Consider the following 20,525-nt stretch of genomic DNA (forward strand, 5'->3'; position numbering starts at 1 on the left):
CCCGCCGCGCCATAGGGGCCCCGGGTAGAGCAGCGCGCTCCCAGCGCGCACTCTTCAGAAGAGCCAGATCAAGAGCAGGAGCGAAGCCACAGCAAAGCGGCGCTTTGCTGTGGCTTCGCTCTTCGCTTTTCGGCTTTCCACCGAGTGCGGGCCGGGATGGCCCGCTGCTCTACCCGGGGTCCCTTGCGCGGCGGTGAGGCGGGGTCGACAGGCCGCGCAGCGGGCGAGTCCATGGATGGACTCGCCTTTTCGCGCGGGCAGGCGACGGCATGGATGCCGGAGTTGAGGCAACGCAGGAGCGGTTGCCCGAGCCCGCTCGAAAAGCCCGGCCCCGACTCACGGACTTGCCGGGCACGATGCCCGGCAAGCGCCAAACGGGGGGTCGTTTTCTCTTGGGTACTTCTCTTTTGGACAAGCAAAAGAGAAGTACCTCGGCCTCCGAAGGAGGACGAAAGCTCTTGCTTTGGAAGCTCTGCGCCTCGAATGCGGGGACAAGCGGGAGCATCGCCCGCGAGCGGGCTCCTACAGGGGCGATCGAGCGAAAGCCGTTCGCTTTCAGTACGGCGAGAGCATCGCGCGTGATCGGCCCTAGGGCAACCGCACCTACTCGCCCGCCACCGTCATTCGATCGAGCAGGATCGAGCCGGTAAGGACGTGCGAGCGGGGGTCCACGTCGGTGCCCACCGCGACGATGCCGGCGAACATCTCGCGCAGGTTCGCCGCAATGGTGATGCCTTCCACCGGGTAGGCGATGCGGCCGTTCTCGACCCAGAAGCCCGCCGCGCCCCGCGAATAGTCGCCAGTGACCACGGACACGCCCTGCCCCATCACCTCGGTCACCAGCAGGCCCGTGCCCAGGCGCCGCAGCATGCCCGCGAAATCGCTGCGCTCGCCATCGGCCGCGCCCGGCTCCACGATCAGGTTGTGCACACCGCCGGCGTTGCCGGTGGACTCAAGGCCCAGCTTGCGCGCGGAGTAGCTGCCCAGCACGTAGCGCGCCAGCACGCCGCCCTCGACCAGCGCGCTGTCGACGGTGGCCACGCCCTCGGCGTCGAAGTTGCCCGAGCCCTGCCCGCGCGGCAGGTGCGGCCGCTCGTCAATGTTCAGCCAGGCCGGCATGATCGACTTGCCGGCGTGGTCGAGCAGGAAGCTGGCGCGGCGATACAGCGCGCCGCCGCTGACCGCGCCGAGCAGGTGGCCGACCAGCCCGCGCGCCAGTTCCGGTGCGAACAGCACCGGGCACTGCCGCGTGGACAGGCCGCGCGCGCCCAGCCGCGCCAGCGTGCGTTCGGCGGCTTTGTTGCCGAGCGCCTGTGCGCTGATGAAATCGCCGGCGGCGCGCACGCTGTCGTACCAGTAGTCGCGCTGCATGCCGTCCTCGTCGCCGGCGATCAGCGCCAGCGACAGCGCATGCCGCGTGCCGCGCTCGCGCCCGACGAAGCCGTGCGAATTCGCGTACACCGACAGGCCTTCGCCCGCCTGCACGCTGGCGCCGTCGGAATTGCTGATGCCGGCGTGCACGCGGCCGGCGTCCTCGATCGCGATGCCCAGCTCGATCGCCTGCGCGGTGTCGATGTCCCATGGATGCCACAGGTCGAGGTCGGGAAAGGCCGTGGCCATGCGTGCCGCATCGGCCAGCCCCGCGGCGGGATCTTCCTCGGTGTAGCGAGCGATCGCGCAGGCTTGCTCCAGCGTGGCCTGGATCGAGTCGGGATTGAGGTCAGCGGTGCTGGCCGAGCCCTTGCGCTGGCCGAAGTACACGGTCAGCCCGAAACCGCGGTCGCGGGTGTGCTCCACCGTCTCCACTTCGCCCAGACGCACGTTCACGCTCAGGCCGGTGTCGATGCTCGCCGCCACCTCGGCCTGGCTGGCGCCGGCGGCACGGGCGCGGCGGATCACGTCCTCGGCCAGCTCCGCCAGGCGGTCAAGCTCGTGCAGGCTGCGGTCCTGGCTGATGGCAACTTCGCTCACGATGGGGTTTCCTGGGATATAGGCGGGTAGAATAAGCGGTCCGCGACCGCTGCCCCGAAACGTGGGGGCGCGGCGGCCAAATGCAAAGCGGAGAACGCCATGCAACCTACCGCCGGCATCTATCGTCACTACAAGGGCCAGCGCTACCGCGTGCTGGGTACTGCCCGCCACAGCGAGACGATGGAACCACTGGTGGTCTACCAGGCGCTCTACGGCGACCACGGACTGTGGGTGCGTCCCGCCGCGATGTTCAACGAGACCATCGAGCTGGACGGCGAACCGATCGCCCGTTTTGCGCTGGAACAGGCCGACGGCGAACAGGCCGGGCCGACCGGCAGCGCCCCCGTCTGATTCGAGCCCTTCTTCCGGAACCAAGACCTTGAGCCCGAGCCGCAGCCGCAACCAGCACGAACTCGACGACACCGACTACGGTCCCAGTCGCAGCCAGCAGCGCCGCGAGGCACTGGCCGTGCTCGAACTGGCCGCCCAGCTGGTCGAACTGCCCCCGACCCGGCTGGGCAAACTCGACCTGCCCGACGACGTGCGCGACGAGATCGCCAACGTACGGCGCATCCCCTCGCACATCGCGCGCAAGCGCCAGCTCGCCTTCCTCGCCAAGCTGATGCGTCGCCACGACGACGAGGCATTCGCCGCCGTGCGTGCCGAACTCGGCGAAAACCGCGAGAAACAGCGCCAGGAAACCGCCGCCATGCACCGCATCGAGGCACTGCGCGAGCGCCTGCTTGGCGACGACGGCGACGACGCGCTGTCCACCCTGCTCGCCGAACACCCCGGCACCGACCGCCAGCACCTGCGCTCGCTGATCCGCCAGGCCCGCATCGAGAAGGACACACCGAACAAGCCGCCGCGGGCGTACCGGGAGATTTTTCAGGTGCTGAAGGAGCTGGCGGAGGCGGGCGACTCAGTCGAAGGCTGATCGTTTCACTCCTGCGTATGGCGGAAAACGCATACGCGGAAAATCCTCACGCCCATCATCGTCATTCCGGCGAAGGCCGTACCTCGTCCCGCCCCCACCCGTCATTCCGGCGAAGGCCGGAATCGCACTCGTTGTCGCCGGGGAACAAGAGCATTCGCCTGCCCGCGGCATTCGAGCTACTTCCTCTTTTGCGTGCGCACGCATGCGCGGAAGCGTAGGCGAACGGCGTTTCGGCGACCCAAAAACATTCGCCACGCCGAGTTCTCCCCAACCTCAGTTTTTTTCCCCCTCGGCCCCGACTAGCAGCCGCCTGCCTATACTTGAGAACATCCATTCGGGGAGCGAATCACATGGCTAGAGGCGACGATTGGTCGCGGATGGAAATTGAGGCTTGCGTCGCTTCATATCTCACGATGCTGACGCTGGAACTCAATGGTCAGCGCTACAACAAGACCGAGTACGCCGAAGCGCTGATGGGGAAGCTTGATGGCCGTAGTCGTGGGGCAGTCGAGTTCAAGCATTGCAACATCAGCGCAGTCCTGCTCACGCTGGGGTACCCGAGCATCATCGGCTACAAGCCCCGTTCCAATTACCAGGCCGAACTGCTGGACGTGGTGGAATCGCAGTTGAGCGGGAACACCGGCATTGACGCAGCAGCCCAAGCTGCTGCCGAGCGCCCGGCTATCGAGATTGCTGTCAATGAGCCCAGGACGGTCTGGGTGCCCGCACCGAAGCCCGCGAAAGTACGCGAAACCGCTCCCGAATACGCGCCCCGGTTTTCACCAGTTCGACGCGACTACCTCGCCCGCGAAGCGCGCAACCGTTCGCTTGGCCGCGCAGGCGAATTGTTTGTGCTCGAGCTGGAGTCACGCCGGTTGCATGCCGAAGGCAAGAAGGTATTGAGTGAGCGTGTCGAGCACATCGCCGCAAGCCAAGGCGACGGTTTGGGCTACGACATCCTGTCCTTCGAAAGCGACGGTCGCGAGCGACTGATCGAAGTCAAGACGACGGCGTTCGGCGAGTTGACGCCGTTCTATGTCAGTCGCAACGAAATCGCGCGCTCAAATGCTGACGCGGACAAGTATCGCCTGTACAGACTTTTCGACTTTCGCGTGAAGCCCAGGGTTTTCCAGCTGCCAAGGGCGATAGGCAGTCATTGCGCGCTTGACCCGGTGACGTACTTGGCTCGCTTCAGCGCCTAGCCACCACTGGTCGATAACCAGGCCTTTTTTGCATTAGAAGGCACCCCTTGGCTGTGCGCGCCCAGCCCCTGCTTGCGGCAGCTCGTGAAATCACGCCCCAGAACCGGGAGCGAGGGGTCTGGATTCGCCACGGCAAGCGAAGGCCCCTCGCTCCGATCTGCTCAGATCGCCAGCCACATGTAGAGATAGAGCGTGTTGTTGTCGTGAGCGTTGCGCCCTGCTCCGTCGACGTTGTGCACGCGTCCGCTGAAACGGTTGAAGTAGGTGTATTCCAGACCCAGCCGCACGTTGGCCCAGGGTTGATGCCACGAGCTGGACTGGCCGAACGGGCTGTAGTCGAGCTCGACGCTTTCGCCCTGGGTGTTCGGCGAACCGTCGTTGCCGTAGAGCGTGGCGTCCTTGCTGCCGTTGTACACGAACGACGCCAGGGTCACGCCGTAGGTGTGGCGATACCAGTAGCTGCCCTTGAGGTTGAGCGACTGCAGGGTGTCGTGCAGGTTGTCCGATCCGCCGCCGCCGTAAGTAGCATCCAGCTTCTGGCTCTCGTGGACGTACAGCCCGTCGACGGTGATCACGTGGTCGCCATTGGCGTACATGTAGCTGGAGTCCACGCCGAAGTCGCGGAACCGGTCAGTCGGCCCGGGCAGCGCCACCGCGTCGCCGACGTCGTTGGTGCCGACCTGCCCGCGACGCATGTTCAGCATGAAGCCGCCGACCGTGAAGCTGCCGGTGGGCAGGTTCCAGGTGTAGGCCAGGCGCGCGTAGGGCGTGACGCCGCTTAGGCGACCGTCGAAGCCGGCATTGACGTGGCGCAGGAACGCCGGCGACAGCGAGCGATAACCGCCCAGCTCCATGTACCAGGCGCCGTCCAGTTGCATGTAGGCGCTGACGCCGACCACCTGCGCGGCCAGGCCGCCGAGCAGCATCGGCTGCGCGGGCGCGCCGGGGGCGAGATCGGCCGACATGTAGGGGTACTTCCACGCCGGCGCGGAGTTGAACACGTCGCTGACGGTGGGATTGTTGTTGAGCGAGATGCCCCAGATGCCGCTGTGGCTGCCGTGGCTGAACATGCGCGCGTAGCGCCAGTCCATGTTGTCCCAGCCGAGCAGGCCGCCGTTCTCGGAGTAGGTCGCCTGCGCGAACACGCCGATGTGCTCGCTCAGGCGCCCGGCGAGGAATGCCGACGCCTGCTGCAGCTCCGTGTTGTTGTTGGTGCCGAAGCCCTTAGCCGGGGCCTCGATCTGGGCTTTCCGGGTATGCGTGAACGACTCGACCAGCATGGCCGAAAGCGGGATATCCGTCTGGTCGCCGACCTTCATGGTGTAGCCCAGCAGCTTGAACTGGCGCCCGAACTGGGTGAGTTCCGGACCGAAGCCGCCCACGTGGCAGGCCACGCAGGGTTCCTGGGTCTGTCGAGCGTACGACGGCACCGCCGATGCCAGGGTGGGTGTCCCCAGCCATGCCAGCGCGATCAGTGCGATCCAGCGCGGTAGTCGACTGTGGGCAGCGAACCAGCGCGATACGGGGCTATTCCGGCAAGTGCTCATGGCGTTCTCCCGACGGTTCCAGTGTGTTGGCTGGATGCAGGCGCAGTCTTTGACGATCAGATACCCAGGATATTGACGCCAATCAAACACCAGCGATAAGCCTTTGGCGCGCAATGCCGCAAGCACCACCACAACGGGCGGAAATTCACCGGGCCGTCACAGGCGCACCCCATCGGGGGCCTACGGCGCACAGGGAGCCGACAGGAAATCGTGGATCGCCGCGCTGGGACACCAGCCCAGGATGTGCTGTCGCAAAATCCCGTAGCCCGGTCGTGAACCTTGCGGGCATGGCGAGCTGTGGATGCCCGAGTTGAGGCAACGCAGGAGCAGTTGCCCGAAGCCCAACAAGCGCCAAGCGGAGCGGGCTCGCTTTGGACCATGATTCGCTGGCCACACAGAGAAAGGTAGCTCGGCTGCCGAAGGCAGACGAAAGCTCTTCGCTCTGATGCACAAGGCACAAGGGCAGGCAAAAAGCGTCGCCCGCAACAGCAAGTGCGATTCCGGCCTTCGCCGGAATGACGAGCGGGAGACTGGGGTGGCCTTCGCCGGAATGACGACCGGGGGCCGGGTGGCCTTCGCCGGAATGACGACCGGAGCCTGGGTCGCCTTCGCCGGAATGACGAGCGGGGCCTGGGTAGCCTTCGCCGGAATGACGACCGGGGCCTGGGTCGCCTTCGCCGGAATGACGACTGAGAGGTCGGCGTGGCCCTCGCAGGGGGAGTGCGAGAACCCTGGGCCTGATCGTGGAGCGAAGCTTACGAGGCGGTGCCGCCCACCGTCATCGAGTCGATTTTCAACGTGGGCTGGCCCACGCCGACTGGCACGCTCTGCCCGTCCTTGCCGCAGATGCCCACGCCTTCGTCCAACGCCAGATCATTGCCGATCATCGAGACGCGGTTGAGCACGTCGGGGCCGCTGCCGATCAGGGTGGCGCCCTTCACCGGGCGGGTGATCGTGCCATCCTCGATCAGGTAGGCCTCGCTGGCGGAGAAGGTGAACTTGCCGTTGGTGATGTCGACCTGGCCGCCGCCGAAGTTCGGCGCGTACAGGCCCTTCTTCACCGAGCGGATGATCTCGGCCGGGTCGTGCTGGCCGGCGCGCATGTAGGTGTTGGTCATGCGCGGCATCGGCAGCGCTGTGAAGGACTCGCGGCGGCCGTTGCCGGTGGGCGCCATGCCCATCAGGCGGGCGTTCAACTTGTCCTGCATGTAGCCCTTGAGGATGCCGTCCTCGATCAGCGTGGTGCACTCGGTGGGGGTGCCTTCGTCGTCGATGCTGAGCGAGCCGCGGCGGCCGACCAGGGTGCCGTCGTCGACGATGGTGACGCCCTTCGCCGCCACGCGCTGGCCAATGCGGCCGGAGAACGCGGAGCTGCCCTTGCGGTTGAAGTCGCCTTCCAGGCCATGGCCGATCGCCTCGTGCAGCAGCACGCCGGGCCAGCCGGGGCCGAGTACCACGGTCATCTGGCCGGCGGGTGCATCGACCGAATCGAGATTGACCAGTGCCTGGCGCACCGCCTCGTCGGCGAAGCGCAACGCGCGACCGTTCTCGATCAGCTCGCGGTAGCCGTAGCGGCCACCGCCGCCGGAATAACCCTGCTCGCGGCGACCGTTGGCTTCGACGATCACCTGCACGTTGATGCGCACCAGCGGGCGCACATCGGCGGCGAGCGTGCCGTCGGAGGCGGCGATCAGCACGGTGTCGATGGTGGCGGCCAGGCTGACGATGACCTGCTTGATGCGCGGGTCGCGCGAGCGCGCGTACGCATCCACCTCGCGCAGCAGCGCGATCTTGTCGGGGTTGGGTAGGCTCTCGACCGGGTCGATCGCCGGGTATAGCGCACGCGCGCCATGCAGCGCCAGCGGCTGGCCGGCGCCCTGACCGTCGCGGGCGATCGCGCGCGCGGCCTTCGACGCCTCCAGCAGCTGCGGCAGCACGATCTCGTCGGAGTAGGCGAAGCCGGTCTTCTCGCCGGAGATCGCGCGCACGCCCACGCCCTGTTCGATCGAATGGCTGCCGTCCTTGACGATGCCCTCCTCCAGCGTCCACGACTCGCTGCGCGAATGCTGGAAGTACAGGTCGGCGGCGTCGATTGCCGGGCCCATCAGCTGGCCGAACACGCGGTCGAGGTCGCCGGTGGCGAGGCCGCCGGGAGCCAGCAGCTTGCTTTCGGCGAGGGTGATCAATGAATCCATGGGGAAACCAAGGCAAAGCGGTGATCTGTTAATGGTGGCATGTTGCGCGGAATCAACGCATCCATGCATGCCAGGAAAGAAGCCAGGCATCTGGCCGGGCTTCTTCCGTGAACGGGTGGCTGCACCGAGGCCCACCCGTCTGCTGCCGCAGCTGGCGCGCCGCAATCAGCGCTGCGGCCGTTCCACGGGCAACTCCAGGGTCAGTTTGATGCCCCAGCCCTGCCGCGGTCGTGGCGGGTTGATCACCACCCCGGTGGCGACGCGGAAAATCTGCAGGGCCTGGATGTCATCCAGATTGAAACTGTAGGTCACCTGTTCGAGCTTGGGCCGGGATGACGGTTTTCTCGACGCGGCCTCTTCGCGCGACCGTCCCGCGGGAACCAATTTGCCGATATCGCTGCTCTTCTCGCTGAGCGCCTTGTCACGGTTGAGTCTGCTGGCCATGGGTCATCCTCCAGTTGAGTGTCCCGCACTCGAATGCGGGGCGGGTGGCTCCGTGCCTGCGGGCCTGCCTGCCGCCGTCGGTGGCGACAGCAAGCCCAGGCGACGGAAGGTGTGGTTGCCGCCGATCAGGGCTTCGGGGATGCCGGCGGCACGCGCGGCCAGCAGCCGCTGGCGCGCCTGATCGAGATCGCCCAGCAAGGCGAATGTTTCCGCGTCGAGCATGGCCACGTCGGCGGGCTGGCCGCCCAGTGCCTCGGCGCGCAAGGCCAGTCGTCGGGCCTCGGCCGGGTTGCCCAGGATCGCCCGGTACAAACCAAGCTCGGCAGCCGCCCGGGCGTCGTCGGGCTTGACCTGCAGATAGTTCTGGGCGCGCCAGGCGGCTTCCTCGAACGTCTTGCGGATCTCGGCGGGGCGCGACTCCGGATCTGCCCGCAGGGCCATGCCCAGGTTGCTCCAGATCATGAAATCGTCCGGAGTCAGCGTGGTGGCCTGGCGCTGCAGCACCACCGCGCCAGCATAGTCGCCGTGCCGGTATCTGAGCAGGCCGAGGTTGGTCAGCGTGTCCGCCGCCGGCGAAATCGCGATCGCGTGCTCCAGTGCCGGCGCCGCTGCCGCATCGTTGCCTGCCTCCACATACAGCCCGCCCAAGGTGCCCCACAGCTCCGCGTTCTTCGGGTCAAGCTCGACGGCGCGACGATACGAGGCCACGGCCAGCGGCAGCTTGCCGTCGAGATACTGCTGGTAGCCGATTTCGGCATGGATGAAGGCAGCCTCGGGGCGCAGCTTCAGCGCCTGCTGGAATTCCGCCAGAGCGAGCTCACCGTGCCCCTGCGCCGCGTAGACTTTGGCCATGCCCACGTGCGCGTTCACTGCCTGCCCCGGCGCCTGCGCGCTCTTGCGGTAGTGCTGCAGGGCGCGCTCGGGGTCGCCGGCGGCGCGGTACAGGTCGCCCAGCGCCTGGTCCACCTCTGGCGCGCCCGGATCCATCTGCTCAGCCTGCTGGCAGGCCGCCTTGGCGTTGTCCAGCGCGGTCGGGCTGCGCTGGCTCTGGAAGCGCCAGCTCTCGGCGCGGCAGATGCCCGCCTGCGCCTTGGCGAAGCCGCGGTCCTGCTTCAGCGCCTGGCCGAAGCGCGCGATGGCCTGGTCGGCGGCATCCGGCTGGTCGGGGTGGCGCAGCAGCTGCATGCCCTGCAGGTAGGTGTCGAAGGCCGCCTCGCTGCGGGTGGCGGTCAGGCGTTTCGACAGCGCGCTGTCGCCAGGGATCGCGCCCAGCAGCGCGTGCACCACCTCTTCGGCGATGTCGCTCTGGGTGTCGAAGACGCCGGAAAGTTCGCGATCGTAGGTGTGGCTCCACAGGGTGAAGCCGGTGGCCGTGTCGGTCAGCCGCGCCGTGATGCGCAGGCGCGCGCCTTCGCGGCGCACGCTGGCGCTGAGGATCGAGGCCACGCCCAACCTGTCGCCCAGGGCCCTGGCGTCGGCGGCATCCCTGCTGGCGGCGGGCGACACCGAGGCGGCCACCTTCAGGCCCCTCACGCCGGCCAGCGCGTCGCGCATTTCCTCGGCCAGCCCTTCCGCGAAGTAGTCGTCGCCGGGCCTGCCGCTGAGGTTGACGAACGGCAGCACCGCCACCGAAGCCGCGACCGGCCGGGGCGGTGGCACGTGGCGCTGAATCAGCAGCCACGCCGCCAACCCCGCCAGCAAGGCGATGGCGCCCAGTGTCGACCAGCGTCCTGGCTTCGCACGGACAGGTGCGGCCGGCTTCTCGGCACTCCACACCGGCAGTGTTGCTTGTAGCGGCACAGTGGCCCGTGGTGGCGCAAATTCGACGGCCGCCTCGGCGCGTGGCGGCACGACGGCGGCTGGCGATTCGCCGCCCTCAACGGGCGCCGCCGCAGCGGCGGCGCCCGTGAGGTCCTCCAGCTGCCCTATGAAGCTGTAGCCCAGGGCATGCCGTGTCTGGATGTAGCGCGGCTGCTGGGGGTCCTCGTCCAGCGCATGGCGCAGCTGGGCGATGACGCGGGTCAGCACGCCCGGCGTGACATGGCGGTGGCCCCACACCTGGTCGAGCAGGTCGTCGCGGCCGATCAGTTCGCCGGGGCGCTGCAGCAATGCCAGCAGCACCGCGAAGGCTTTCGGCTCCACCGGCTGCGGAACGCCGGCCCGCAACAGGGTGTGCGCGGCCGGATCGACCACGATGTCGCCGAAGCGATAAGGCGCAGCCCCCCCGTTGCGCGCGCCCGATTCCGTCCGCTCCATGGGAAAGCCCTCAGAGCCCGTTCGACGAACAGGTTCTCAGACGATCACACAAACCTCAGCGTTCGCTCATACAAGCCCAGCCTTTCCATCATGACTCAAAACGCCGTGGGGTGGAGCCTCTCCACCGCGCCGCAAGCCGTGGCGCATCAACCCGTCCGGAGGCCACACCATGAACGCCCAGCTTGCCACCCTTGCTCCGCTGCCCGCCGCCCTGCAGTCACCCACCTGGGCCAGCCTGCACCACCCGACCCGCCGTCGCCACCTGGGCGATTTTCTGATCGGGGCCGAGGCCCTGGCTCATTTCAACCAGTTGCTGGTCCGGCTGCGGCATTTCCCGCTGGATCCTGACCAGTTGGCCACGGCCTCGCGCGAGCTGGCCGGTCAGCCCTCGCCGACCCGCCCGGCGGGCATCCAGCAACGGCTGCAGCTGGCTGGCACCGTCGAACAGATGCTCAGCGATGCCACCTGGCAGCCGCTCGGCGACGTGATCGCCCCGGCCCGTGTGGTGGTGGACTATGTGCACGGCCAACACGCGCTGATCCCTGGCAACCTGCCGCCGGTCAGGCAACTGGACGACGCCATCCTGGTCGATGCCGCCTGGCCGCATCTGGCCGGCGAGGTGGACAGCTACCTCGACTTTTGCCGCCTGCGTGCGATCGAAGCGGAGTTGCGCGGCTGCGCCGTCGGCCAGTTCCGCTTCGACCGCGCCGACTGGCTGCAGGCCCGCCGCGCCGAAGCCGGTCTGATCGCCCATGGCCGCCGGGTCGGCGAGAACAGTTACCTGCCAACCCCGGCCATCCGCAGCTTCCGCGTGTACTGAACTGCCATGCGCCTGCCATGTGTCACGCGACACCAGCGGCCAGGCTCGCCGCCCTGTCAGGGAGGATGGGCCTGGCCTTGCCGGGCGGTCACGTGCGGGACGTCGTCTTCACGGCGACGAAGTCGCGGCGGCTGGATGCGCTTCGGGCAACGGTGCGACAACCGTCGGCGCCGGCTTGACGCCAGGCAGCAGCGGCGGCGTGGCCGGCGCTGGGGCCGTGCTGCCGTGCTTCTCGACCAGGGTGATCACCGGGTTGTCCCAGCTGCCGGTGATGCGGTAGCGCGCGCTGGCGGCCTGGTTGAGGCCGCGGCCGAGAATGCCCTGCACGGCAAAGCCAGCCGCCGCGCCGACCGGGCCACCGACCACCGCGCCGACCAGCGGCAGGCTGTTGCCGACGCGCGGCACCACCACCATCTGCTGGTCATAGTCGCGCGCGCGCAGGCCGGTACGGCCGTTGACGCGAATGCTGGCGGCCGGGCCGATGATCGACAGGTTGTCGGTGACGGCGTTGCCGTTGGCCAGCCTGAAGTCGCCGCTGATCGAGTCGAACGCCAGCCCCTTGCCGAACACGTCGCCGAAATCCAGGGTGAGCCGGCGCGGCAGCTCGGTCAGCGAGACCAGTCCGAGCAGTCGCCCCACGCCGGGTGACGCCGCCTCGGGGATGCGGCCGTCGTTGACCTGGATGCTGAGGGTGCCGTCCATGGTGGCCAGCGACAGTCCGCTGGGCGCGCCGGGCCAGCTGGCGTCGAGCTGGTCGCGCGTCTTGCCGCCGTTGACCAGCCCGTCGAAACCGAGCGCGCCGAGCATCGCGCCGAGATCCTCGGCGGCGAAGCTGATCTTCATCTGCGTGCGGCTGTTGCTGGCGTTGCCGTTCCAGTCGCCGCTGCCGGTGATCTGCACGCGGCTGGACAGCGCGCGCAACTGCTCGATGTGCATGCCTTCGGCGGTCGGCCAGGTTTCCAGGCGCGCCTCGCCGAGCCTGGCGTCGCCCATGCGCAGGTCGCCCACCCACCCGTGGAACGGCGGCAGCGCGGCCGGGTTGATCCCGGTGTTGGCCGGGTCGGAAGCCGGCAGCGGCGGTATCGCAGCGGCCGGCGGCGCGGCGCCGGCAACGGGATTGGGTGGATGGCTGGCGACTTCGGTGCCGGGGTCCTTCGGCCAGTACAGCCGCTTCAGCCGCGCGGTAACGCCGCGCTTGTCCAGCTCTCCGGTCGGCACGTTGTAGTTGCCGAGCATCGCCGGGCCGTCCACGTCCACGCTAAGCTGGTCCGGCTGCGCCGTGGCGTGCAGCTTCAGCGCGCCCAGGTCGCGGCCGAACCACTCGGCCTGGTCGGTGCTGACGTCGAGGCTCTCCAGCCCCGGGCCGCCGCTGCCGCTGCCGCCCGCCACGTGCTGCACCCAGCCGGTGACATCGAGCCGGCCGGCGTGGCCTCGGATGCGCAGGTCGCGCGGCGGCAGCTCGGTGGGCATCTTGTTGCCGAACGCGAGACTGCCGGCCAGCGGGCGCTGCCCGTCGGCCAGGCGCAGGTAGCCGCGCATGGCCTCGCCCAGACCGAGGCGCAGCTCGCTGCCTTCGATCGGCAGGCTCATCGACAGGTGCAGCGGCAGGCGGGCCTCGGCCGGCTTGTGCAGCGGCGCTGGCAGCTCCAGCGCGATGCCGTCCAGCGCCGAGTCGACGCTGAGGGTTTGCGCCAGCACATCGCGGCCCGGCACGTGCGCAATGGCGAAGCCGACGTCGAACGTGCTGCGGCCGTCGCCCAGCTTGCCGATCCAGTCCAGCGACGGGTAATCCTGTACCAGCTCGGCCAGCCGGTAGTTGCCGCGCAACTGCGCCGACAGCACGGTGGCCGGGTCGCTGTTGGCTCCGGCGACCGCCAGCTGCAGGGTCGACGGCTGGCCGCGGAAGCCGGCGTCCAGCGGGCCGGCGCGCATGCCGTGCAGGTCGAAGCTGAGCGGGCCATTGAGCTTGTCCAGCTGGAGTTTCCATTCCGGCGCGCTGAGGTCGGCGTCTTTCAGCTGCGCCACGCCATCGAGTCGCGGCTCGCCGAGGCCCTGCTTCAACGGCAGCGCCAGATGGAAGCCGAACGTGCCGCTGCCGCCCAGCTTCAGCTTGGCCAGGGTGTCGGCCTCGCGATTGCCGATCGGGCTCCTGCGCACGAACTCCATCAGGCTGGCGCCGCTGCCGTTGCCCTGCACGTTGAGATCGAGCACGGCCTCGCCGAAGTCCGGGATCAGCGCAACCGCACGCTCCGCCTTCACACCCAGCGCATGGCCGCCATCGGCTTCCACCAGCATGCCGTTGTCGATGAAGTTGGCCACCGCGCTGACGCCTTCGGCGCGTGGCCAGCCCTTGCCGTAGTCGAGGGTGAGGTCGCTGATCACCGCGCGCGCCTCGAAGCGGCCCTCGTTGTGCCGGAACGGCCAGTCGTGCAGGTCGCCGCGCAGCAGCACGTCGGCCTGGTCGAGGCGACCGGCCACCAGGGCGCGGTCAAGCCACTCGATGGTGCCGGGCGACATCGAGTCGATCGGCCAGAACAGCTTGGCGGCAGCCACGTCGGCATGCGCCAGCTTCGCGTACAACTCCATGAACGGGGCGCCGCCCTGCGCCGGCAGCACCAGTTCGCCGCGGGCCTGGCCGGCATAGCCGGCGCCGGTAAAATCCAGCGCGTCGACGCCGATATGCCAGTCGCCGTCCTGCGGCCAGAACGCCAGCGTGCCGGCCAGGTTCGACAGCACGAACGGCTGGCGAAAGGTGTGCGGGAAGGCCAGCGTGGTGGCTTGGGCGGGCAGCTCCAGCGACAGCGCTTCGGCGTCGCCGCGCAGCTTGCCGCGCAGGCTGCTCACCCCCGGCAGCTTGCCGACCGGATCGATGCCCAGACCGCTGAACGCCAGCTCGACCGAACGCAAGCCCTGCGCGTGGTTCCAGTGCAGCGCAAGCTGGTCCAGCACGCCGCGCGGGTGGCCGCCGCCCACCCACTGCGCCAGCGCCGGCGACAACGCCGGCTTCAGCGCCAGCCACGGCAGCAGCGGGGCCAGCTGCAGCTTGCGCGCGGCCACGTCCACGCTGGCCTGGTCGGTGCCGGCACGGCGCAGGTCCAGCGCCAGCGCGCTGCCATCATCGCCGCCCCAGCGCAGGTCGTAGCCGTCGTCTGCGTGGTTCACACCGACCAGCCCGTGCAACGACACCACGCTGGCCTTGCCGCCGGCGGGTGCGGTTACCGCCAGCGTGTCCAGGTCGAAGCGGATCAGGCTGCGACTGAGCTGGCCGCCACGCCAGTCGAGCCAGGCGCCCAGCCGGCCGCGGCCGTGGTCGACCGTATAGCCGCCCAGGTCGACGCCGTCCAGCAGCGGCTTCAGCTCGGCATCGGCCACGTCGAACCACGCCTTTCCCGCGCTGCCGTCGTCGCGGAAACGCCCGGCTGTGCGCAGCGCGGCGCTCACCCCCTCGCGCCGCAGCACGCCGCCGAAGCGCACATGGCTGCCCTGATGGCTCAGCCGCAGCTGCTTCGACAGCAAGGTGTAGTGCCTGCCCAGGGTGGCGTCGGTGACCACCACGCGCAGGTCCTCCAGCCACAGATCCGCCGACAACCGACCCGGCGACAGCGACTGGCGGGCGCTGCCGCCGGCCACGCCGATGCCGTTGACGTGCCAGCCGGCGGCGTCGCGCAGCAGGTCCAGCTGCAGGCCGCGCACGTGCAGGTTGAGCAGGTGCCGCGACGGCAACAGCCAGCCGCCGAAGTCGAGCTTCAGTTCCGACTCGGGCAACTGCAGCACGGCGCCGCTTTCGCCAGCGGCCGCGCCGACGCTCACCCCGTGCATCACGAACACCGGGCCGGAGCCGGTCCAGCGCCCCTCCATCGAGGCGAAGCTGACTGGCCGCTGCAGCCGAGCGCTGAGCTGCGCGGCGATCCAGTCGGGGTGCCGCGCCAGCAGCGGCAGCAGCAACTGGGCCAGCGCTGCCACGACGGCCAGCAGGATCAACGCCACCCCGGCGACCCAGCCCGACGCGCGGGCGCAACGATGCAGCCGTCGCTGCCACAACACGTTCACACGCGGCGGCCCGACGCGGATGGGCAGTCGCCGGATTTACAGCAAAACGACATCAAACTGTTCCTGCGAATAATGCTCTTCGGCCTGGAAGCGTATGCTCTTGGAGATGAACTCTTCCAGTTCGGCCACCGCGCCGGATTCCTCTTCCAGGATGCGGTTGACCACCGCCGGGCTGGCCATCACCAGCAGCTTCCGCGCGTTGAACTGGCGCACCGCGCGGGTGATCTCACGGAAGATCTCGTAGGTCACCGTCTCGGCGGTCTTCTGCACGCCGCGGCCGTTGCAGGCCGGGCACGGCTCGCACAGCTGGCGGGCCAGGCTTTCGGTAGTGCGCTTGCGCGTCATCTCGACCAGGCCCAGCGCCGACATCGGGTACACCGTGGTCTTGGCGTGGTCGCGCGCCAGCCCCTTACCGAGCATGCGCAGCACCTGCCGTTTGTGCTCCTCGTCGCTCATGTCGATGAAGTCGATGATGACGATGCCGCCCAGGTTGCGCAGGCGCAGCTGGCGCGCCGCCGCCTGCGCGGCTTCCAGGTTGGTGCGGTAGACCGTCTCCTCCAGATTGCGCGAGCCGAGGTAGGCGCCGGTGTTGACGTCGATGGTGGTCATCGCCTCGGTCTGGTCGACGATCAGGTAGCCGCCGGACTTCAGCGGCACTTCCTTCTTCAGCGCGCGCTGCATCTCGTCCTCGACCCCGTACAGGTCGAAGATCGGCCGCTCGCCGTCGTAGTGTTCGATACGGTCGTCCAGCTTGGGCATGAACTTGTGCACGAACTTGGTCACCTTTTCGAAGGTGTCATGCGAATCCACACGCACCTTCTCGATGTCCTCGTTGAGCATGTCGCGCAGGCTGCGCAGCGGCAGCGACAGTTCCTCGTACACGCGCTCACCGACCTTCGCCTTGGCGATGTTCTCCTGCACCACCCGCCACACCTTGCCGAGATAGGTCACGTCGAACGCCAGCGACTCCGCACTCTGGCCCTCGGCATTGGTGCGCACGATGTAGCCCAGCCGGCTGTTGCCAGACGCGTCGTCGCCGATCAGCGGAGTCAGCACCTCGCGCAGGCGCTGGCGCTCGGCCTCGTCCTCGATCCGCGCCGAGATGCCTAACGTGCGCGCGTACGGCAGCAGCACCAGGTAGCGCGAGGGAATGGACAGGTGCGCAGACAACCGCGCGCCCTTGGTGCTGATCGGGTCCTTGACCACCTGCACCACGATCTCCTGGCCTTCGTGCACCAGTTCGCTGATCGAGGGCAGGTGGCCATTGCCGTTGCCGTTCGACTCGACACCCTCGGCCGGCGCCGGGCGCACGATGTCGGAGGCATGCAGGAACGCCGCACGCTCCAGCCCGATCTCCACGAACACCGCCTGCATGCCCGGCATCACCCGCTGCACGCGGCCCTTGTAGATGTTGCCCACGTAGCCGCGGCGGGACGCCCGCTCGACGTGCACCTCCTGCAGCATGCCGTTCTCGACCACCCCGACCCGCGTCTCGCGCGGGGTCACGTTGATCAGGATTTCTTCGCTCACCGCGTACTCCCCCGGAACAGGCCATCTTTATAGCGGCTGCGGCCACGGACTGTCGATGAATCACCGCATGGATCGCGCATCCTCCGGGCGGATATCGCAGAATGGGCGGGATATCGATCCGATCGGGCCAGCTGGAGCCGAACCATGACAACGCCCCGGGCCACGCCCACCCTGCTGGCCTGGAGCGGCGGCAAGGACTGCCTGCTGGCCCTGCAACGGCTGCTGGCCGACCCGCACTGGCAGGTGACCGCGCTGCTCACCACGGTCAACCGCAACTACCAGCGCGTGGCCATGCACGGTACCCCGCGCGAGGTGCTGCAGGCGCAGGCCGCCGCGCTGGGCCTGCCGCTGCTGGAGGTGATGCTGGACTGGCCCGGCAGCAACGAGGCCTACGAGGCAGCCCATGCGCAGGCGCTGGTCGAGGCGCGCATGCGCTGGCCGGGGATCCGCCACTGCGCGTTTGGTGACCTGTTCCTGGAGGACGTGCGCGACTACCGCGTGCGCCAGCTCGGCCGCGAGAACTGGCGCGCGGTGTTCCCGCTGTGGGGCGAGGACACCGCCGCGCTGGCGCGGCGCTTCGTCGGCGAAGGCCACCGCGCGGTGCTGTGCTGCGTGGATACCCAGCAGCTCAGCGCGGAGTTCTGCGGCCGCCCCTACGATGCCGCCCTGCTCGACGCGCTGCCGGCCGGCGTCGACCCCTGCGGCGAGCGCGGCGAGTTCCACACGCTGAGCTACGCCGGACCGCTGTTCCGCCGGCCGCTCGCGCTGCGCCGCGGCGAATCGGTGCTGCGCGACGGGCGCTTCCAGTTCATCGATTTCCTGCTGGACGACAGCCGGCTCGACAGCAATGCCGCGGCGGACTGAGCGCCACGTCCTGCCCGACCTGCTGCAGCCCGGGCTGGCGCTGGTGTTCTGCGGCACCGCCGCGGGCAGGCGTTCCGCCGCCGAGCAGGCCTACTACGCCCACCCCGGCAATTTGTTCTGGCGCGCGCTGTTTGATGCCGGACTGACTCCGCGCCTGCTGGCGCCGGCGGAATTTCCGCTGCTGTCCGGCTACGGCATCGGCCTCACCGACCTGGCCAAGCGCCACAGCGGCAACGACGACGAATTGCCGCCGGGCGCGTTCGACGCGCCTGCCCTGTTCGCCAGGATCGAACGCCACGCCCCGCGCCTGCTCGCCTTCACCAGCAAGAACGCGGCACGCGGCGCACTCGGCCATGCGGTCGACTACGGCCTGCAGGGCGAAACCCTCGGCAACACGCGGCTGTTCGTGTTGCCGTCGCCGTCCGGCCAGGCGCGCGGGCATTGGGACATCGCCCCATGGCTGGCGCTCGCCGAGCTGTACCGCGCCGTCCACGCGAGTCCGTAGGGCGGGCACCGGCCGCCGCACTTGCTGATGCGCATGGCGCGGATCGGCAAGCCGGCGGACAGTGCCCGCCCTACGGCGACGGCAACACACGAAGCCCGCTCAGTCGACCGGCGTGTGCCGGTAGTCGCTGACCGCTTCGGCGCGCACGATCAAGGCTTTGTTCGACCACGCGCGGCGGATGTAGGTGACCACCGCCGCGACCTCGCCGTCGCTCAGCTGCTGCGCGAACGGCGGCATCGAGTACGGCCGCTGGTTCGCCGCGGTGACCGGTGCGAAGCCGCCGAGCAGCACCATGCGGGTTGCGTTGATGCCGGTCGGCTCGGTCACCGAGGAGTTGCCGTCCAGCGGCGGATAGACCCCGGCCACGCCTTCGCCGCGTTTGCCGTGGCAGTCGGCGCAGTGCTTTGCGTAAACCTTCTCGCCCTGGGTGGAGAGGGTCCTGGCGTCGAACGGCGTGCCCGGCTCCGCCATCGGCGCCCGCGGCGGCAACGACTGCAGGTAGCTGGCGATCGCACGCAGGTCGGTATCGCTGATGTGCTGGGTGCTGCCCGATACCACCGCGGCCATCGGCCCGAAGGCGACGCCCTTCGCTGACTGGCCGGTCTTCAGCAGGTCCACGATATCCTGCGCGCTCCAGCCTTCCAGGCCGCCGTTCTTGCGGGCGCTCAGGTCCGGCGCGTACCAGTTCTGCATCGGGATCTGGCCGCCGGTGAGGTGCACGTCCTGTGGCGTGCCGCCGAGCATGTCGCGCGCCGCATGGCATTCGTTGCAGTGGCCCAGCCCCTGCACCAGGTAGGCGCCGCGGTTCCACTCGGCCGACTGCGCCGGATCGGGCTTGAACTCGCCTTCACGAAAGTACAGCGCGCGCCAGGCCTTCAGGCTGTTGCGCACGCTGTAGGGGAACGCCAGCGCCGGCGCGACGGCCGGCTGGTGCACCGGTGCCAGCGACTGCAGGTAGGCAAAGATCGCCAGCGCATCGTCGTGGTTCACCTTGGTATACGAGGTGTACGAGAACGCCGGATACAGCAACTCGCCGTGGCGGCCCTTGCCGCTGTGCAGCGCCTGCCAGAAATCCTCGAAGCTCCAGTCGCCCAGGCCGGTCACGCGGTCGGGCGTGATGTTGGGTACGGGGATGTTGCCGAACGGCGTGGCCAGCGCGCGGCCGCCGGCGTAGCGTGCGCCGCCTTGCTCGGTGTGGCAGCCGGCGCAGTCGCCGACCGCGGCCAGGTATTCGCCTTTCGCGATCAGCGCCGGATCGCGCAAGGTGGCCGCCACGACCTTGCTGGCGACCGGCGGGGTCGGCCGGCTGCGACTGCCGCCGAACAGCACCCAGCCCAGCGCCAGCACGACCAGCAACGCGACCGACGGCACCAGCCAGCGCAGCCACTTCACGACGGATCTCCCGTCGCGCCCAGCACGCCACAGCTCAGTGGCGGCGTTACCGAGCCGGCCGGCTGCGCGTGCGTGTCGGCCGGCAGCTCGCGGCTGGCCAGGGCCGCGGCCACCGCGGTGATGTCCGACTCGCCGAGCCGGCTCGCCACCTCGGCCATGCAGTCGGGCGCCACCGTGGCGCGCGTGTGCGTGCGCCAGGAGCCCAGCTGCGCACTGATGTAGTCGTACGGCAGGCCGACCAGCCCCGGCGTGGATGGCTCCACCCCGGTCAGCTGGCTGCCGTGGCAGCTGCTGCAGGCGGGAATCTTGCGTGCCGGGTCGCCCTTGGCGATCAACTCCTCGCCGCGCGCGAGCGTCGCGGCGGACACCGGCGGCAGCGGCGAGCGGGCGTACGGCACCTGCTGCACCGCGAAGTATTCGGCGATCTCGCGCATGTACGCGGGCGGCAGCTGGCGCACGGTGTATTCCATCGGCGCGTACTTGCGCAGGCCGTTCTGGAAATCCTGCAGCTGGCGCGCGAGGTAGCCCGCGGGCTTGCCGGCCAGGCGCGGGAAATAGCCGCTGCCGGGGCGGCCTTCGCCATGCACGCCGTGGCAGCTGGTGCAAGCGGCGATGCGCTGCTGGAGGGTATCGGGGATCGGCGGCGTATCGCCCGTATCGGCGGCACGAGCGGGGGCACCGGGCAGCAGGACAATCGCCAGCAGGGTCGCAACACTGAAGGAACGGACTGGACAGGTGCGGGCGTTCGTCGTCATCGGGGGATTGTAGCAACCCCCGCACGCCGCTCGCGCCGGCGCTAAGCTTGACCGATA

15 protein-coding genes are annotated in these 20,525 nt (G+C 68.9%); 6 read left to right on the forward strand and 9 right to left on the reverse strand.

The window, feature by feature from the left end; genetic code table 11:
* Positions 1 to 603 precede the first annotated feature (603 nt).
* Positions 604 to 1,971 (reverse strand): metalloprotease PmbA, encoded by a 1,368-nt coding sequence (gene pmbA / locus UUA_RS06915; RefSeq protein ID WP_008435439.1) that lies wholly within the window; start codon positions 1,969 to 1,971, stop codon positions 604 to 606.
* A 99-nt stretch (positions 1,972 to 2,070) separates the two neighbouring features.
* Here pmbA and UUA_RS06920 point away from each other — a divergent pair, with 99 nt between their 5' ends.
* From UUA_RS06920 to UUA_RS06930, 3 genes are all read left to right on the forward strand, one after another.
* Positions 2,071 to 2,322: a DUF1653 domain-containing protein gene (locus tag UUA_RS06920; protein WP_008435440.1), complete on the forward strand. Its 252-nt coding sequence runs from the start codon at positions 2,071 to 2,073 to the stop codon at positions 2,320 to 2,322.
* A gap of 28 nt (positions 2,323 to 2,350) precedes the next feature.
* Positions 2,351 to 2,908 (forward strand): ribosome biogenesis factor YjgA, encoded by a 558-nt coding sequence (gene yjgA, locus UUA_RS06925; RefSeq protein WP_008435441.1) that lies wholly within the window; start codon positions 2,351 to 2,353, stop codon positions 2,906 to 2,908.
* A 350-nt stretch (positions 2,909 to 3,258) separates the two neighbouring features.
* On the forward strand, positions 3,259 to 4,110 hold the full coding sequence (locus UUA_RS06930; protein WP_008435442.1) for a protein NO VEIN domain-containing protein: 852 nt from the start codon (positions 3,259 to 3,261) through the stop codon (positions 4,108 to 4,110).
* 161 nt (positions 4,111 to 4,271) lie between these two features.
* On the opposite strand, the gene UUA_RS06935 is transcribed toward UUA_RS06930, so the two are convergent.
* The 4 genes from UUA_RS06935 to UUA_RS06950 form a co-directional block, all read right to left on the reverse strand.
* The gene (locus UUA_RS06935) at positions 4,272 to 5,657 is read right to left on the reverse strand and encodes a cytochrome C (RefSeq protein WP_235605827.1); all 1,386 of its coding nucleotides are present in this window, start codon (positions 5,655 to 5,657) and stop codon (positions 4,272 to 4,274) included.
* A gap of 755 nt (positions 5,658 to 6,412) precedes the next feature.
* Entirely contained in the window at positions 6,413 to 7,852 is a 1,440-nt protein-coding gene (gene tldD, locus UUA_RS06940; protein WP_008435444.1) for a metalloprotease TldD, read from the reverse strand.
* 165 nt (positions 7,853 to 8,017) lie between these two features.
* On the reverse strand, positions 8,018 to 8,296 hold the full coding sequence (locus tag UUA_RS06945) for a hypothetical protein (RefSeq protein WP_008435445.1): 279 nt from the start codon (positions 8,294 to 8,296) through the stop codon (positions 8,018 to 8,020).
* 3 nt (positions 8,297 to 8,299) lie between these two features.
* A complete protein-coding gene (locus UUA_RS06950) occupies positions 8,300 to 10,552 on the reverse strand; it encodes a tetratricopeptide repeat protein (protein ID WP_008435446.1) in 2,253 nt (750 codons plus the stop codon).
* 169 nt (positions 10,553 to 10,721) lie between these two features.
* Between UUA_RS06950 and UUA_RS06955 the strand changes: the two genes are divergently transcribed.
* The gene (locus UUA_RS06955; protein ID WP_008435447.1) at positions 10,722 to 11,372 is read left to right on the forward strand and encodes a hypothetical protein; all 651 of its coding nucleotides are present in this window, start codon (positions 10,722 to 10,724) and stop codon (positions 11,370 to 11,372) included.
* 108 nt (positions 11,373 to 11,480) lie between these two features.
* On the opposite strand, the gene UUA_RS06960 is transcribed toward UUA_RS06955, so the two are convergent.
* Both UUA_RS06960 and rng read right to left on the reverse strand, forming a co-directional pair.
* Positions 11,481 to 15,416 carry a YhdP family protein gene (locus tag UUA_RS06960; protein WP_238533004.1) on the reverse strand — a complete coding sequence of 1,312 codons (3,936 nt, stop codon included), beginning with the start codon at positions 15,414 to 15,416 and terminating at the stop codon, positions 11,481 to 11,483.
* Between the two features lie 42 nt (positions 15,417 to 15,458).
* Positions 15,459 to 16,952 carry a ribonuclease G gene (rng, locus tag UUA_RS06965; RefSeq protein ID WP_008435449.1) on the reverse strand — a complete coding sequence of 498 codons (1,494 nt, stop codon included), beginning with the start codon at positions 16,950 to 16,952 and terminating at the stop codon, positions 15,459 to 15,461.
* 144 nt (positions 16,953 to 17,096) lie between these two features.
* Between rng and UUA_RS06970 the strand changes: the two genes are divergently transcribed.
* Together UUA_RS06970 and UUA_RS06975 are read left to right on the forward strand one after the other, a co-directional pair.
* Complete coding sequence (locus tag UUA_RS06970) at positions 17,097 to 17,816, forward strand: Dph6-related ATP pyrophosphatase (protein WP_008435450.1); 720 nt, start codon at positions 17,097 to 17,099, stop codon at positions 17,814 to 17,816.
* Entirely contained in the window at positions 17,800 to 18,321 is a 522-nt protein-coding gene (locus UUA_RS06975) for a mismatch-specific DNA-glycosylase (protein WP_008435451.1), read from the forward strand. The genes UUA_RS06970 and UUA_RS06975 overlap by 17 nt, the downstream gene beginning before the upstream one ends.
* A 99-nt stretch (positions 18,322 to 18,420) precedes the next feature.
* Here the strand turns inward: UUA_RS06975 and UUA_RS06980 are convergent, their stop codons facing one another.
* A complete protein-coding gene (locus UUA_RS06980; protein WP_008435452.1) occupies positions 18,421 to 19,713 on the reverse strand; it encodes a cytochrome c in 1,293 nt (430 codons plus the stop codon).
* The gene (locus tag UUA_RS06985; protein WP_008435453.1) at positions 19,710 to 20,468 is read right to left on the reverse strand and encodes a c-type cytochrome; all 759 of its coding nucleotides are present in this window, start codon (positions 20,466 to 20,468) and stop codon (positions 19,710 to 19,712) included. The genes UUA_RS06980 and UUA_RS06985 overlap by 4 nt, the downstream gene beginning before the upstream one ends.
* Positions 20,469 to 20,525 lie beyond the last annotated feature (57 nt).

Source organism: Rhodanobacter thiooxydans LCS2 (assembly GCF_000264375.1).
GTDB lineage: Bacteria > Pseudomonadota > Gammaproteobacteria > Xanthomonadales > Rhodanobacteraceae > Rhodanobacter > Rhodanobacter thiooxydans.

What these genes read in the sequence shown, in the direction of transcription:
- UUA_RS06920 (WP_008435440.1), top strand. Translation starts at nt 2,071, where the DNA reads ATGCAACCTACCGCCGGCATCTATCGTCACTACAAGGGCCAGCGCTAC.
- UUA_RS06930 (WP_008435442.1), top strand. Translation starts at nt 3,259, where the DNA reads ATGGCTAGAGGCGACGATTGGTCGCGGATGGAAATTGAGGCTTGCGTC.
- UUA_RS06935 (WP_235605827.1), bottom strand. Translation starts at nt 5,657, where the DNA reads ATGAGCACTTGCCGGAATAGCCCCGTATCGCGCTGGTTCGCTGCCCAC.
- tldD (WP_008435444.1), bottom strand. Translation starts at nt 7,852, where the DNA reads ATGGATTCATTGATCACCCTCGCCGAAAGCAAGCTGCTGGCTCCCGGC.
- UUA_RS06945 (WP_008435445.1), bottom strand. Translation starts at nt 8,296, where the DNA reads ATGGCCAGCAGACTCAACCGTGACAAGGCGCTCAGCGAGAAGAGCAGC.
- UUA_RS06950 (WP_008435446.1), bottom strand. Translation starts at nt 10,552, where the DNA reads ATGGAGCGGACGGAATCGGGCGCGCGCAACGGGGGGGCTGCGCCTTAT.
- UUA_RS06955 (WP_008435447.1), top strand. Translation starts at nt 10,722, where the DNA reads ATGAACGCCCAGCTTGCCACCCTTGCTCCGCTGCCCGCCGCCCTGCAG.
- UUA_RS06970 (WP_008435450.1), top strand. Translation starts at nt 17,097, where the DNA reads ATGACAACGCCCCGGGCCACGCCCACCCTGCTGGCCTGGAGCGGCGGC.
- UUA_RS06975 (WP_008435451.1), top strand. Translation starts at nt 17,800, where the DNA reads ATGCCGCGGCGGACTGAGCGCCACGTCCTGCCCGACCTGCTGCAGCCC.
- UUA_RS06985 (WP_008435453.1), bottom strand. Translation starts at nt 20,468, where the DNA reads ATGACGACGAACGCCCGCACCTGTCCAGTCCGTTCCTTCAGTGTTGCG.